A 14328-nucleotide genomic window follows, 5' to 3' on the forward strand; every position below is an offset into this window, starting at 1 on the left:
TTTTGCGTTCCGTGCCTGGTGCAAAGAGGCATGGAGTGGTGGGGTATATTGCTGGAGGCGGTAAACTGTGCAGGCCCAATACAAAAGTATGGTGGCGTGGCTGCTGGCAGGCTATAAAAAAACATGCAGCCACCCGGGACGGATGGCTGCATGTTTTGTAGTGATAGCTCTTTTATTGTACCAGTATCATCCTATTAGAAGAGACTTTACCGGCAGCATTAACACGGTAGATGTACGTGCCGGATGGCAGACCACTTCCGTCGAACTTCAGACTGTGGTTGCCCGCAGATTTATCCTCAGTTAGTAGAGTCTGTACTTTGTTGCCGAGGACGTCGAACACCTCCACTGTCACATAACCATCTTTCTCCACTGCATAATTAATGGTGGTGGCATGCGTGAAGGGGTTCGGGTAGGAAAAGCTCTTTTCCCAGAGTGCCTGCTCTGCCTGCAGTGCCGATGTAGCCGAAGTAGAAGCTATGGGCTGTGTGACAGCCTCCCAATTAGTGTGCGTTCTGGTGACAATCACGGCAAATTCTGCGCGGGTAACGGGCTGTTGCGGCTTAAAGGTGGCGTGCAGTTGCGGCAGCAGATCAAACGGCCCTTGCGTTACCGAATAAAAGGCATTGATCAGGCCCATGTCCAGGGCTACACTCACGTAGCCTTCCAGGCCGGCAGGAATATCTTTGGCATCCTCAACCGGAATGGTCTTCCCGTCTACCGTTACACTAACCTTTTTACCGTTGCGCTTTAAGGCTTCCTCCTGCAGGCCCAGGCTTTGCACCAGCGAGTAGGCTAGCTCCGCACGGTTTACGTTCCCTTTGGGGTTGAACTTGCCGGAGACAGCTGGCCGCATAACGCCATTATAGCTTTGCATGCGGTCACGCAGGGCGGCTCCTTTGGCGGTGACAGATTCGGCCAGGAGCAGGTCGTTGCTGCTTACATCCTGAAAGGAGACAGCGCCGTTGGTCGGGAAGTACTGGCGCACTGCCTGCCCCATCAGCAGGTAATCAGCCAGCTGAATTCTCTTAAGGGTTTCATCCGGCTTATAGCCATTTCCTAAACCATCTGCCAGGCGTGCACTCACTGCCATTTTGATGGAGGCCTCTGCCGGGTGGCCCACAATATCATTAAGGCCGGTGGTGCCGGTTAGCTGCATACTGGTGATGGAACCCGTGATCGTTTCAGGTAAGGCGATGCCCTGCAGGCCCTCGATCTTCAGGGTCCAGGTGCCCGGCATGGGGGAAGCTACCGCCATCCCTCTGTCGAAGGTTTGGGCAAAGAGCACCGGAATGCCGGAGCGGTATTCCTGCCCGTCAGGAGAGAGGAGGATCAGGTTGACCGGGTTGCCCGTTAAACCGGCCACCCCACCCGAGGTTATCTTGGCTTCGAAGCCCGTAGTACCTTCTGCCACTGAAAACTGCAGCTGGTTGTTTGCCGTCAGCAAGGGGTTGTAGGCGATGGTGAAGTTCTGTACCTCTTTAGAAGTGTTGATGCTGCTGTTGAACTTCCGGTTCAGGTTCAGGGCGGTGCCGAAAGGAGTGTTTCTGAAAATATGGTCTACGGCGGCATACGCGTTCACATACCCGGCGCCCACTTCCCAGGACTCGCGGTTTGGCATGTTGGTGGCCGTTTTTCGGAGGATATCCTTTACCTGCGCAGGCGAAAGCGAAGGGTTGGCTTCCAGCATCAGGGCCACAATGCCTGCCACGTGCGGGGTAGCCATCGAGGTGCCGCTCATGTGGGTGTAGAAGGGCACGTGCGCCGGCTCCAGGTTCTCAATATCCTGCTGTGCAGCCAGAGAGGCCACGGGGCCCAGTACGCGGGTCGAAACGATGTCTACGCCAGGGGCTACAATAGTGGGTCGGTTCTCGAAGGTCCAGGTTTCGCCGTCTATACTAAAAACGCCCCCTTCTCCCTTCACGCCTCTGGAGGAGAACTCCGCCAGGCGGCCATACTTGTCGCCGGCGCCCACAGAGATCACCCAGGGGGCAATAGCGTATGGGTTGTGCGTGTCAGAACCGGGGCCTTCGTTGCCGGCGGCAAACACGGAGACGATGCCGCGGTCATAGGCTTTCTTGGAGGCAATGTTTACCGGGTTGCTTGGATCAAAGTCGCCGGAGGTGCCCCAGGAGTTGCTGATCACCCGGATGCCGTATTCGTACTGGTGCGTCAGGGCATAGTCGTACCCACCAATCGCATCCAATATAAACAAAGCGGCGCCCGAGCCATAGCCAATCAGGTGGGCACCCGGCGCAGCACCCTCGTACATGCCGCCGGACTTTGAACCGTTGCCGCCCACGCTACCGGCGCAGTGTGTACCGTGGCCGGAGTTGGTGTCGGTGTTGGGCACGTTTTCCAGCCATGTTACCGGAAGCATGCTATCCAGGCCATTCAGGTTGGTGGAGCCCATCACGTTCTGTACCAGGTGTGTCCCAAGTTTGATGTCGTCGTGTGTGCCATCCACGCCGCTGTCGTTGATCATCACACCCACACCCTTGCCCGATACAGGCATGCCGTTGTTACGGGATGTCATGAGTTTATCGCCTCTTAACCTCTGCACCCCTGTCAGGTTGGTGCCATTGTAGTTGAAGTAGGTGAGCTTTTTATTGAGGTAAACTGATTTCACAGCCGGGTTGCTGGCCAGAACTTCTATCTGTGACGCGGTAGCAAGTACACCGGCTATCGGTAATGATTTAAAAGTAACTCCTTTGGTGATACCTAAAGAGGTTAACAGGGAGATGTTGGCAGGAGTAGGGGCTGCATTGCCCTGAAAGGTGACCACCACCCCCAGCGAGCCAGTAGTTGTTTGCAGCAGCTGTTGAAGCTCCTTGTCTAGTGTTGCCTGTGCCGATGCAGAACCCGCCAATAGGACGAGGGCTACAACGAAGGTAATCAGTTGTTTCATGGTGAGATGTTTAGATGTGTTACATATAATAATTGTGCTTAATAGGGTATTCTAAAAATCAGGAATTGCACCGGCTAATGGCAGCGGGCGCTGAAATAACTGTAAGTATAGTCTGGGTGTAAAATTGTGGTAGCAGGAATAATTGGATTATACTTGAGGGCGTGTGGTTTGGTTGTTCAAAATCAGTGTTTTTGGCGCTGTTATTTAGGATGTTATAACATTTGTACGAGTGAGGGAGTCTCCTCAGAGGAGGAAGATAATTGCAGACATTATGTAATTATATTTTTTATAATCATGTATTAAATTGCATTATAAAAGTATTATCCATCCGGACGGTATACGCAGGTAGTACTCAGGTTTATACCAGCTATTATTTATAAAAGCCTCTTTCATATGTAGCGGCTATATAGTATACTTATAAAGTATAACCAGCTGATCAGCCATGAAAAACAGACCCCTACTTTACACTTTGCTGTTGCTGCTGACTTGCGGCGCCTTCTCCTGTTCCTCGGAAGCGTCTGAGCAGGCAGCTGCGGAAGTAGACGCTCAGCAGAAAAAGATTCTCGTGTTCTCCAAAACCGCGGGCTTCCGGCATAAATCTATCCCGGCGGGTAAGGCCGCGCTCCAGCAACTGGGCAAGGCGCATAGCGTGGCGGTGGACACCACCGAGAACGCTGCCGTTTTCACGGCCGACTCGCTGCAGCAATATGCCGCCGTGGTCTTCCTGAACACGACCGGGGATGTATTGAACGCAGCGCAGCAGGCCGCTTTTGAGAAGTATATCCAGTCGGGCGGAGGCTTTGCGGGCGTGCATGCGGCGACCGATACGGAGTTCGACTGGCCCTGGTACAACAAACTGGCAGGCGCCTATTTTGCCAGCCACCCTGAGATTCAGGAAGCAGCGATTGACGTGCTAAACAAAGAGCATCCCTCCACCAACCACCTGCCCGACCGCTGGGAGCGCACCGATGAGTGGTACAATTTTAAAAGTATGAATCCGGATGTGCGCGTGCTGGCCAACTTGGACGAGAGCACCTACAAAGGCGGCGAAAACGGCGCCAGGCACCCTATTGCCTGGTACCACGCGTATGATGGCGGCCGCGCGTTTTACACGGCCATGGGCCACACCGAGGCAAGCTACAGCGACGAACTTTTCCTGGAGCACGTGTGGGGCGGAATCACGTATGCGATGGGGGAGTAAGCTTTATCAAAGTATGAAAGTATAGATACCCTGCAGCAGCAGGGGCAGCGCGCCTGGAGCCATACTTCCGGGCGCGCTTTTTTATAGCAGGACCGGGAAGTATAAATCGCTGTACCGATGCAACCCTTGGCCGGGTTTTAGGCTCTTGCAAGTATACACCTGACCCTGCTAAACGATGGCTAACTACCTGCTTTCCCTGCTCATGATACTGCTGCTGATGACCCAATGCCAGCGCGATGAGGTGCTGCCACAGGAGGCAGAACCAGGCAAGGCCTTTTTGCTGAAGCAAGGCGAACGGCTGCAGCTAACCGGCCACGAAAACACGCGGCTGGGGCTGCAGGTAGAGGAGGTGAGCGACTCGCGCTGCCCCGAGGACGTGGTGTGCGTGTGGTACGGCAATGCGGTGGTGAAGCTGAAAGTATACAGCAGCAGCGGGAAAAGCCAGGTACTCACCTTCTGCATCGGCGACTGCAGGCCCGAGCCAACGCGGGGCAAGCATACGGTAACTGCCGAAGTTGGCGGGCAGGCGTACGAGATCACGCTGCTGGAAGTGCTGCCATACCCGAACGCTACGGACCAACAACCTGCCAAGCAGGTGAAACTGCTGGTGAACAGGGCCGGCTAAACCGTAGCGCATGAGCTACCGGCTGCTTATGCTTTAATTTATACTTTACAACTCAAGTTGCGATTACCCACTCCTATCCCGAAGGGAGCTATTAGGGATTCCGTACGAAAGGATATCTGCCAAAGCACAATGTATAAACTACTTATATTTTTCATGCTTATACTGGTGGCATCGCTAAAGCTGAAGCTATCGAACTGATACCCAGTCCTTGGGTGGGGGTAGGGGCCCTCGACAAAGAGCGCCTTGTGAGATTCCGGTGCCGCCTTAGCGGCATTGCGACGAAGGAGCAAAGGAAGGGAACACAGCGCGATGCGGGAAGAAGAGCCCTCTCGGGCTTGAGAGCACCAAAGTAGGAAGTGCAACTGTAGGTATGTAAGTCTGGAGGATGAACAGCAGCTAGAAAGGATAGCTTGGTTCAAGTGGAAGGAAGCAGCGGCTATGAAAGTATAAATCAAGTATGAGCCGGTTGGTTGGGTGCAAAGTATAAATTCGTGCTGCAGACGCTGCCAGACCTCCAGGATAAAGGCTCTTGCCAGTGCCAACTGCAGTTGAAAGTATACCCTAACCTGTCACCTATGAAACATGCATTTACCTTGCTTTTGCTCCTGATAGCCATTGGTTCGGAAGCGCAAAGTATCCGGCTGTGGGGCGCGGTGCTGTCCGCTAATACCGGCCAGCCGCTGCCTTATGTCAACATCGGCATCCGGAACAAAAACATTGGCACCGCTTCCGACGGGCAGGGGCAGTTTATACTTTCGCTGCCGCCCGCGCACGCGCAGGATACGGTTACGTTTTCGGCTGTGGGGTACCAGGAACAGGCGGTGCCGGTGCGGGAGCTGGCAAGTATAAAACCACTGGAGGTGAGGCTACAGGAGAAAGCGACATCCTTGCAGGAGGTGGTGGTGCAGCCCCGCCAACTGAAAATCAGAAAACTGGGCGTTACGGGCCGGCTGCCGGTGGTGTGGGGAAACCCGGACCAGAGGGAAGGCCGCGACATTTACGAGTTTGCCAACTTCATCCAAGTCAAAGATAAACCTGCCAAGCTACTGTCAGCACATTTCTATCTTTCCAGCGCTAAATTAGACTCCGCCATGTTCCGCATCAACCTCTACAAAAGCCACAACGGACTGCCCGGAAAGCGGCTGGTGGAGCAAAGCATCGTGCAGCGCTTACCAGCTACGGAGGGGTGGGTACATGTAGATTTAAAGGCTCTGGCTATTTATGTGGAGGAGGATTTTTACCTGGGCATCGAGTACCTGCCCGCTGCGGGCGCAGACCGTATGGCGATCATACTGGGAGGCAAACTGGGGGGCTCCAGCTACTCCCGCAAGGCAAGCCTGGGCAGTTGGGAGAAATTTGTCGGGGCCAGCCTGAGCGGCTATGTAACCGTGCTGCAGTAAGAGAGATTGGTTTACAGGTAGTTGCCGCCGCTGTGCGGGATTTTTATACTTGGCGGTAAAAATATCCGTCCCCGCATGTATTGCATATTTAAATCCACTTAGTATATTTGCAATACAAATCCTTAACCGCGGTTAGGGAACAGAATGCGCAAGTGGCGAAATTGGTAGACGCGCTGTCTTCAGGCGGCAGTTCCGCAAGGTGTGAAGGTTCGAGTCCTTTCTTGCGCACACAAACAGGCTAATCGGAAACGGTTAGCCTGTTTTGTTTTATCCCCTCCCCAACCTGTAACCGGTGCGTGGCAGAAGCAAAGCCTTGGAAAGCCGGTGCTGCCTGCCAAAACATTTTTCAATCTCCGGGAGTATGGCAAGCAAAGGGCCGTGTATATATTTTTGACTATATCTGCGGCAAAAAGTGGCTAAAACGGGATAAAAGGTGCAATTTGAGCAAGCACATCACTTCATACCCTGTACTTTATGTTAAAATGGCACATAGAGGTGCTGCACCTCAAGCTAAAGCATACATCCTCTTTTGTCCCCGGCACGCAAGCCACCCGGGTCAATTTCCTGGTGCAGGTGTCGGATGGGGAGTTCAGCGGCTTTGGCGAGGCGGCCCCCGATGCGCGCTACGGAGAGACTCCGGAGCTGCTGCTGCAGCAGTACAAGGTGCTGCTGATGGGCGGCATGCCGCAGATGCAAAGTATGGAGGAGCTGCTGCAACTGCTGGAGCAGCTCGCGCCCATTAACGCGCTGCGCTTTGCCATAGAGGGCGCCTACCTGCACTACTTTTGCCAGCACAAGGGGGTTCCGGTGCACCAGCTGCTGGGCCAGCCGGTACCGCAGCCGCAGATAACCTGCTTCACGCTGCCCGCCCTGCAGCCCGGAGAGGTAGCGCATTACCTGCACAAGTATAACCTGGGCCGGTTCCGCTACCTCAAGCTGCGGGTAGACCCGGAGCAGGGGCCGGAGCTGGTGCAGGAGGTGCTGCGCGCTACGGAGCAGCCGCTGGTGCTGGATGGCCACGAGAGCTGGCTGGACGCCGGGGAGCTGCTGGACTTCCTGAACGCGCTGGAGCGTGGCCGCATCCTTTTTATGGAGCAACCCATGCCGGCCTCCAAAGCGGCGGCCTACGCCCAGATCAAAAACATTAGCCCCGTTCCGCTTGTTGCCGATGAATCGGTGACGGACTTGGCGGACCTGGAGCTGCTGCGCACGCAGTTCCACGGCATAAGCATTACCCCGATGCGTGCCGGCGGCTACCTGAATACGGTGCGGCTGCTGCAGGAGGCGAAAAAGTATGGCCTGATGACCGTGCTGGGCTCGGGGATAGAGACCACGCTGGGCGCCTGGAGCTCCATGCAGCTGAGCAGTGCCTTTAACTTCGTGGACCTGGACGGCTTCCTGATGCTGGAGGAGGAGCCCTTCGGGCTGGTGCACGAGCAGGAGGGAGTACTGTACCTGAAATAATCCTAGAAGACCAGCGTAAGGCCTAGCTGTAGCGAATTTTCATAAAAACGCCGCATCCCGGAAACTTTTTTAAATTTTTTCTGTTGATATGTTTGTACATTAAATGTATGTACATATATTTGCATGGAAATCCGGGAGTTGAAGCTGCACATGAAGATAGAAGATGAGATTAAGCAAAGCGCGTTCAGGAGCGAGTACCATAAGGCCTACATCAACCTTGTGTATACATCGGGCTACCTGGAGCAGGCGCAGGCGGCGCTGTTCAAGCCTTTTGGCATTACGCTGCCGCAGTATAACATCCTTCGCATCCTGCGCGGCCAGCACCCGAAGCCGGCCACCATTAGCCTGCTGATAGAGCGCATGCTTGACAAAACATCCAATGCCTCGCGCATTGTGGATAAGCTGGAGGCAAAGGAGCTGGTCACGCGCAAGCAGTGCCCCTCCGACCGCCGCACGGTGGATGTACTGATAACCGAGAAAGGACTGGAACTGCTCCGGCAGATGGACGGACTGGAGGGAGGCAAAGGCACCGGCATCACCAACCTGACAGATCAGGAGGCGGTGCAGCTGAATGCTTTGCTGGACAAGATACGAGACTAAATAAACAACTATACTCCAACCAAAACCGATGAAAAAGTACGTAATTCTTGCCTCCCTTGCTGGCGCGCTGTGCTTCACCGCCCATGCCGGCAACACAAACAAAGTGGCCGAGGCCACAGAGGTAGCCGCTCCTGCCAAGGCTCGTGCTTACAAAGTGGACGTGGCCAGCAGTAACCTGAAATGGCACGCCAAGAAAGTAACCGGCGAGCATCTGGGTAGCATTGGCCTGCAAAGCGGCGAAATGACGGTGAACGGCAGCAAGATAGTAGGGGGCACCTTCGTGATCGACATGGGTTCCATCACCTGCTCCGACATCAAGGACGACCAGTACAACGCCAAGCTGGTAGGACACCTGAAGTCCGACGACTTTTTCAGCGTAGAGAAGCACCCTACCGCCACCTTCAAGATCAGCAGCGTGAAGCCTGTGGCCAAGGCGGAGGCCGGCAAGCCAAACGCCACCATCACCGGCGACCTCACGATCAAAGGCATCACCAACCAGGTGACCTTCCCGGCCACGGTGTCGGTGAAGAACGGCGTGGCCTCTGCCAAAGCCGATGTAACCATAGACCGCACCAAGTACGATGTGCGCTACCGCTCCAACAGCTTCTTCGATAACCTGGGCGACAAGGCGATCTACGACGACTTTGTGGTAAGCCTGGACGTAACCGCCAAGCAGTAAAACCATACTTTACAGAGAAAAATCAACCCAACCATACTTAATTAAACCGTAATGAAGAGAGTATCCATTTATGCATCGTTTGCAGCTGCCCTGCTTTTTACTGCCTGCAGCTCAGAGGCTGAGAACACAACAGCAGAAACAACGGCCGTAGCCGCTGAGGCGCCTGCCGCAGCCGCCGAGGGCGAAACATACCAGATTGCCCAGGACCAGAGCTCCGTGAAGTGGCATGGCACCAAAGTAGGTGGCGAGCACACGGGCGAAATTAAAGTGCAGAGCGGCGAGCTGGCTGTTGCCGGTGACCAGCTGACTGGCGGTACCATCGTGATCGACATGAACACCATCACCAACACTGACCTGGAGGATGCTGAGTACAATGGCAAACTGGTAGGCCACCTGAAGTCTGACGACTTCTTCGGCGTAGAGAAACACCCAACAGCCACGTTCGAGATCACAAGCGCTTCCCCGATTGCTGATGCCGCTGCCGGCCAGCCAAACTACAACGTAGAGGGCAACCTGACGATAAAGGAAACGACTGAGAAAGTAAGCTTCCCGGCCACTGTTTCGGTAGAAAACGGCGCTGTGAAGGCCAAGGCTGACGTGAAGGTAGACCGCTCGAAGTATGACGTGCGCTACGGCTCTGAGACCCTGCTGGGCGAGCTTGGCGACAAGGCCATCTCTGATGAGTTCACCATCACATTCGACGTGACCGCAGCGAAATAATAAAAGTCCTGCATAATTCCCAAACCGCCCCGGCCGCTGTGGCCGGGGCGGTTTTCTTTTTATACTTGCCGTTGATCTTTACCTTTGCCAAAGTACAAACCTATAGTTGATTACCCTGATGACAAAGTATACTTTTAGCTGGCTGCTGCTGGGCATGCTGCTGCTTTTTACGGCCTGCTCCGGAAACCAGACCCAGCGCTCCGAGGCGCAGGCTGTTGTGGATGCCGCCCTGGAAGCTCACGGCTCCCCAAAGCTTAACAAGAGCGTGGTTACCTTTAAGCTGCGCGATATCCAGTACCGGGCCCTGCGCGACAACGGCGCCTACGTGTACAGCCGCACCTTTACCGACTCCACCGGCCAGCGCATACACGATGTGCTGAGCAACAGCGGCTTCAAGCGCACCGTGGACGATGTGGAGGCCAAACTGCCGGAGGAGAAAGCGCAGGCGTACAGCAACTCGGTAAACGCGGTAATATACTTTGCGCTGCTGCCCTACTTCCTCAACGATGCTGCCGTGCAGAAGTCATACTTAGGAGAGGTACAGGTAAAAGGGGAGCCCTACCACAAAGTTAAAGTAACCTTTGCCCAGGAGGGCGGCGGAGAGGGTTTCCAGGACCAATACATCTACTGGTTCCACAAGGACCGCCACACCATGGACTACCTGGCCTACGACTTTCAGGAGAATGGCGGCGGCTCCCGCTTCCGCGAGGTGTCGAACGTGCAGGAGGTAGGAGGCATCCGTTTCCAGGATTACCATAACTACAAGGCCGCAGACAAGGATTTCCCGATCGAGAACTACGACAGGGCCTTCGAGGCGGGCAAGCTGGAGAAAGTATCGGAGATAAACCTGGACGAGGTGCAGGTAAGGGAGCTGGAGTAATATACTTTAACTGACTTCCCGGAATTCATACTTGTAGAGGCTGCTCAGAATTTGCGCCTCTTTTTGTTCGTGATCAGTGCCAGTACCTTTCCCCCTCGCTCGCCTCCGGCGAGTATGAGCTATCCCACAGCCTCTGGCCGCTTGAGTTTATACTTTATACTTCAGCCTTAACTTTGTACTTGGTGTGTAACACGGTGTGGAGCCACCAGAAACCGCTTATCCCGAAAGCATTCGGGACGAAGGCAGGTTGAATTATCCATTCACTCAATCACTCCTTAACTCATTCAAAATTAAAACCTACTCCATCTCAAACTCCTTCGGCAGGGGCACGGTCAGGTGCTTGGGGCGGCTGTGGAGCTGCTGCAGAAACTCGTCGATCTCGGCTTTGTATTCCAGGTGGTAGTCCTCATGCAGGTTTTTGCGGATGAGCTGGATGGTGCGCAGCAGCAGGCGCGCCGTGGCCGTGTAGAAGCCCTTGTAGTAGCTGTCGAACTGACCGGTGAAGTTATCAAAGATGAGGCGCAACGTATAAAGATGCAGGTCTGCCTCCGCCTTCGGATCCTTGGTGATGCGCTTGAGGCGGGCAATTTCTTTTATAGCCTTGCGGAGGGCCTTGGTTAAGGCTTTGGCGAGGCTGCGGCCGCTGGCATTGATGAGCAGCTCGTTGATCTTGTCGGCTGCCTCCTCATACACTTCCTCCAGCGTTACCTCCTCCAGCAACTCATACTTCAGAATATCATACAACTCGGCATCGCGGCGGGCGGCACGAAGTATAATGGCTTCCTTTTCTTTATCGCTCAGTTGCTTGACGGCCTGGCGAAAGGCGGGTGATACGGCTGGCATAGGGTAAAGGTAAAGTATAAATCTGCTGCAAAGGTACGCAATTCAGGGGTTTAGGGGAAAGTATACTTCCTGCCACGCATTAGCACTAAACGCCCTCGTCCCGATTGCTTTCGGGATGTGCGGTATAGCGCGGCCTCTGGCCGTTTTAAGTATAAGTATAAGTGGCGGGACGCCATCAGATAGCGCACACTCGCTGGAGGCGAGCGAGGGCACCGGTACTTTTAAAGTCTTTTGTCCTTTGTCTAAAGGTCTATTATCTGGAAATCCTTTGTCCTAAGTATAAAATGAGAACGGCGCCGATATGCTCAGAGCCGTTCTCATTTTATACTTTAGAGGTTATCGTCAAAGTACTGCGTCACCTTGCGCATCAGGTGCACACGGTCCTTGCCCCGCACGTTGTGCGGGTGGCCCGGGTACACGAAGTAGTCGAGCAGGATGCCCTCGTCTACAGCCTTTTTAAGGAAGGACAGGCTGTGCTGCCACACCACCACGTCGTCCACCGTGCCGTGGATCATGAGCAGCTTGCCCTGCAGGTTTTTTACGTGGTTGAGCAGGTTGGCATCTTCGTAGCCTTTCGGGTTCTGCTCCGGCGAGTCCATGTAGCGCTCAGTGTACATCACCTCGTAATATTTCCAGTCGATGACCGGGCCGCCGGCCACACCCACCTTGAACACGCCCGGGTGGCGTGTCATGAGCGAGGTGGTCATAAAGCCGCCGTAGCTCCAGCCATGCACGCCCAGGCGCGCGCCATCCACATAAGGCAGCGATTTGAGGTACTCCACGCCACGCAGCTGGTCCTGCATCTCCACAATGCCCAACTGGCGGAAGGTGGCCTGTTCAAAGGCCAGGCCCCTGTCGCCGGAGCCGCGCGAGTCGAGGGTGAAGACGATGTAGCCTTTCTGCGCCATCAGGTGCATCCAAAGGTTGGCGCCACCCAGCCAGCTGTTGGTCACCAGCTGCACGTGCGGACCGCCGTACACATACACCACCACCGGGTATTTCTTGCTCTTGTCCATGTTCGGGGGCGTGATCATGCGGGCGTACAGTTCGGTGCCGTCCTCGGCCTTAATCGGGAAAATAGTAGTCTCGCCCAGCTTGTAAGCGGTAAGCGGGTTGGTGGCCGTCAGCAGCGTTTGCTCTACTTTGCCATGCGTATTCAGGATCTGAATCTTGCGCGGTACTTCCTGGCTGCTGTAGTTGTCGATGATATACCTGGCGTCGGGGCTGAGCTGGGCGCTGTGCACGCCGCTGCCCTGCGACAGGCGGCGGCTTTTGCCGTTGCGCAGGCTCACCGCGTAGATATGGCGCTCCAGTGGGCTTTCGGCCGTTGAAGTATAGTATAGCTCATCGCCCTTCTTGCTGAAACCGTGGATGTTGGTTACCATCCAATCGCCCTTGGTAAGTTGGCGCAGCTGCTTTCCGCTGGTGTTGTACAAGTATAAATGGTCGAAACCGGTGCGCTCGCTCACCCGCACAAACTGGTCGGGTTTGCCTGGTACAAAGTATAAGCCGTGCTCCGGCTCCACATACTTCTCGTGTTTCTCCTCCAGCAGCGTTTTCTCAAATGCGCCGGTCTGGGCGTTGTAGCGGTTGAGCTTCAGGTGGTTTTGGTTGCGGTTGAGCACAGCGATGTAAATGTGCTTCTCGTCGGGGCTCCAGGTGATGTTGGTCAGGTACTGCTCGGCCGGCTCGCCGGTCTGTAGGTAAATGGTTTTGCCGGACGCCACATCGTACACCCCCACCGTCACGTGGTGGCTCTTGCCGCCCGCCATGGGATATTTGATATTGTTGAGCTGCGCCGGCAGCGGGGCCACATCCACCAGCGGGTAATCGGTTACCATACTTTGGTCCATGCGGTAAAAGGCCAGCTTGCTACCCGCCGGCGACCAGAAGGTGCCTTTGCTGATACCAAACTCAGAGCGGTGCGCCGCCTGTCCGTTCACAATGCCTGCGTTCTCCTCTTTGGTTATCGCCATATCCTCCTTGCCCGGTGCCGACAAGTATAAATTATTGCCTTTGGTGTAAGCCAGGCGCTGCATGGTCGGGTCCAGCTCTTTGTTCTCGGCCTCTTTGGCATAAGTAATGGTGACGCGCGCCTTGCCGGATTTGAGGTCATAGCCGATGATTCGGTTCTGCACGTCCATCAAAAAGTTGCTGCCATCGCGCCAGTACAGTGTCGGGAAGCTGTTGAGCTTGTCTACGCCTACGGCCATTACGGCGGCGTTCAGCTGCTCCAGCGTCAGGATGTCCTGCTGTTTGGTGGAGGTGGCGTTGCCGCGCACGAGCGCCTGGTTGCCGTTGCCTGCCTTGATGTAGGTGAAGTCGCTGGTGTTGGCCACCCAGCCAAGCTGGCGCAGGTTCTGGGGCTGCAGGGCCGGGTTGATCACGGCGTCCTCCATGGTCAGCACCTTGTCCTGGGCCTGTAGCGGCACGGTGGCTACCACAAGCAGCAGGAGCAGGCACAGCCGCTTTTGCAAGTATGAAATAAGCATCATCTATAAGTATAAACTATGTAAAAATGAGGATGCAAGAAACACTTAATCTGCCTTTTTTACAAAAAACGAACGCCCGTAGCTGCCAAAGTATAACCGCAAAACGGGAATCATACCAGGCTCCCGTTTGTTAAAAACCATAGCCCCGGCAAGTATAAAACATCCTTTAACATGGTGTTATACTTAGGCGCCGAACTTCTTTTAATGGGTAGAATTTAGTAATTTTGCAGTATGAATTGGGATACAGATATTTTTCATAAAGAGGAATTTGACGTCGCGGTGCTCGAGGAGACCACCGACCTGCGCAACCTGGTGGTCTACAACGACGACGTGAACACGTTCGATCATGTCATCGACACGCTCATCAAAGTATGCGGCCACACAGCAGAGCAGGCGGAGCAGTGCACCATGCTGATCCACTACAAGGGCAAGTGCACCGTAAAAGTAGGTTCGTTTGAAGAGCTGAAGGGCATGTGCACCGCCCTGCACGACAAGGACCTTTCGGCGGACATAGAGTAG

The 14328-nt window shown here is 54.8% G+C and carries 12 protein-coding genes and 1 tRNA gene; 10 read left to right on the top strand and 3 right to left on the bottom strand.

Features of this window, described 5'->3' with window-relative positions; all coding sequences use genetic code 11:
- Window positions 1-172: 172 nt before the first annotated feature.
- A complete protein-coding gene (locus tag A3841_RS14945; protein ID WP_073853310.1) occupies window positions 173-2905 on the bottom strand; it encodes a S8 family serine peptidase in 2733 nt (910 codons plus the stop codon).
- A 442-nt stretch (window positions 2906-3347) separates the two neighbouring features.
- Between A3841_RS14945 and A3841_RS14950 the strand changes: the two genes are divergently transcribed.
- The 9 genes from A3841_RS14950 (at window position 3348) to A3841_RS14990 (ending at window position 10474) form a co-directional block, all read left to right on the top strand.
- Window positions 3348-4106 (top strand): ThuA domain-containing protein, encoded by a 759-nt coding sequence (locus A3841_RS14950; protein ID WP_073853312.1) that lies wholly within the window; start codon window positions 3348-3350, stop codon window positions 4104-4106.
- 175 nt (window positions 4107-4281) lie between these two features.
- A complete protein-coding gene (locus A3841_RS14955; RefSeq protein ID WP_073853314.1) occupies window positions 4282-4731 on the top strand; it encodes a hypothetical protein in 450 nt (149 codons plus the stop codon).
- Window positions 4732-5306: 575 nt separating this feature from the next.
- Window positions 5307-6131 (top strand): carboxypeptidase-like regulatory domain-containing protein, encoded by an 825-nt coding sequence (locus A3841_RS14960; RefSeq protein WP_139307979.1) that lies wholly within the window; start codon window positions 5307-5309, stop codon window positions 6129-6131.
- A gap of 146 nt (window positions 6132-6277) precedes the next feature.
- A tRNA-Leu gene (locus A3841_RS14965) sits at window positions 6278-6359 on the top strand.
- A gap of 246 nt (window positions 6360-6605) precedes the next feature.
- The gene (locus A3841_RS14970) at window positions 6606-7595 is read left to right on the top strand and encodes an enolase C-terminal domain-like protein (RefSeq protein ID WP_073853318.1); all 990 of its coding nucleotides are present in this window, start codon (window positions 6606-6608) and stop codon (window positions 7593-7595) included.
- 150 nt (window positions 7596-7745) lie between these two features.
- Complete coding sequence (locus tag A3841_RS14975; protein ID WP_073853467.1) at window positions 7746-8195, top strand: MarR family winged helix-turn-helix transcriptional regulator; 450 nt, start codon at window positions 7746-7748, stop codon at window positions 8193-8195.
- Between the two features lie 28 nt (window positions 8196-8223).
- Window positions 8224-8874 (top strand): YceI family protein, encoded by a 651-nt coding sequence (locus tag A3841_RS14980; protein WP_073853320.1) that lies wholly within the window; start codon window positions 8224-8226, stop codon window positions 8872-8874.
- A 51-nt stretch (window positions 8875-8925) separates the two neighbouring features.
- Entirely contained in the window at window positions 8926-9594 is a 669-nt protein-coding gene (locus A3841_RS14985; RefSeq protein ID WP_073853322.1) for a YceI family protein, read from the top strand.
- 118 nt (window positions 9595-9712) lie between these two features.
- Window positions 9713-10474 carry a DUF6503 family protein gene (locus A3841_RS14990; RefSeq protein ID WP_073853469.1) on the top strand — a complete coding sequence of 254 codons (762 nt, stop codon included), beginning with the start codon at window positions 9713-9715 and terminating at the stop codon, window positions 10472-10474.
- A gap of 297 nt (window positions 10475-10771) precedes the next feature.
- Here the strand turns inward: A3841_RS14990 and A3841_RS14995 are convergent, their stop codons facing one another.
- Both A3841_RS14995 and A3841_RS15000 read right to left on the bottom strand, forming a co-directional pair.
- Window positions 10772-11317 carry a hypothetical protein gene (locus A3841_RS14995; protein ID WP_073853324.1) on the bottom strand — a complete coding sequence of 182 codons (546 nt, stop codon included), beginning with the start codon at window positions 11315-11317 and terminating at the stop codon, window positions 10772-10774.
- A gap of 329 nt (window positions 11318-11646) precedes the next feature.
- Window positions 11647-13812 carry a S9 family peptidase gene (locus A3841_RS15000; RefSeq protein WP_206073107.1) on the bottom strand — a complete coding sequence of 722 codons (2166 nt, stop codon included), beginning with the start codon at window positions 13810-13812 and terminating at the stop codon, window positions 11647-11649.
- A 228-nt stretch (window positions 13813-14040) separates the two neighbouring features.
- Here A3841_RS15000 and A3841_RS15005 point away from each other — a divergent pair, with 228 nt between their 5' ends.
- Window positions 14041-14328, top strand: coding sequence for an ATP-dependent Clp protease adaptor ClpS (locus A3841_RS15005; RefSeq protein WP_073853326.1), 288 nt, complete (start codon window positions 14041-14043; stop codon window positions 14326-14328).

Source organism: Pontibacter flavimaris (assembly GCF_001907195.1).
GTDB classification, from domain to species: Bacteria; Bacteroidota; Bacteroidia; order Cytophagales; family Hymenobacteraceae; genus Pontibacter; species Pontibacter flavimaris.

Bases quoted from the DNA above. Each gene is read 5' to 3' on its own strand.
- A3841_RS14980 (WP_073853320.1), top strand. From the start codon at position 8,224: ATGAAAAAGTACGTAATTCTTGCCTCCCTTGCTGGCGCGCTGTGCTTC.
- A3841_RS14975 (WP_073853467.1), top strand. From the start codon at position 7,746: ATGAAGATAGAAGATGAGATTAAGCAAAGCGCGTTCAGGAGCGAGTAC.
- A3841_RS14950 (WP_073853312.1), top strand. From the start codon at position 3,348: ATGAAAAACAGACCCCTACTTTACACTTTGCTGTTGCTGCTGACTTGC.
- A3841_RS14945 (WP_073853310.1), bottom strand. From the start codon at position 2,905: ATGAAACAACTGATTACCTTCGTTGTAGCCCTCGTCCTATTGGCGGGT.
- A3841_RS14995 (WP_073853324.1), bottom strand. From the start codon at position 11,317: ATGCCAGCCGTATCACCCGCCTTTCGCCAGGCCGTCAAGCAACTGAGC.
- A3841_RS14970 (WP_073853318.1), top strand. From the start codon at position 6,606: ATGTTAAAATGGCACATAGAGGTGCTGCACCTCAAGCTAAAGCATACA.
- A3841_RS14985 (WP_073853322.1), top strand. From the start codon at position 8,926: ATGAAGAGAGTATCCATTTATGCATCGTTTGCAGCTGCCCTGCTTTTT.
- A3841_RS15005 (WP_073853326.1), top strand. From the start codon at position 14,041: ATGAATTGGGATACAGATATTTTTCATAAAGAGGAATTTGACGTCGCG.
- A3841_RS14990 (WP_073853469.1), top strand. From the start codon at position 9,713: ATGACAAAGTATACTTTTAGCTGGCTGCTGCTGGGCATGCTGCTGCTT.
- A3841_RS14955 (WP_073853314.1), top strand. From the start codon at position 4,282: ATGGCTAACTACCTGCTTTCCCTGCTCATGATACTGCTGCTGATGACC.
- A3841_RS15000 (WP_206073107.1), bottom strand. From the start codon at position 13,812: ATGATGCTTATTTCATACTTGCAAAAGCGGCTGTGCCTGCTCCTGCTG.
- A3841_RS14960 (WP_139307979.1), top strand. From the start codon at position 5,307: ATGAAACATGCATTTACCTTGCTTTTGCTCCTGATAGCCATTGGTTCG.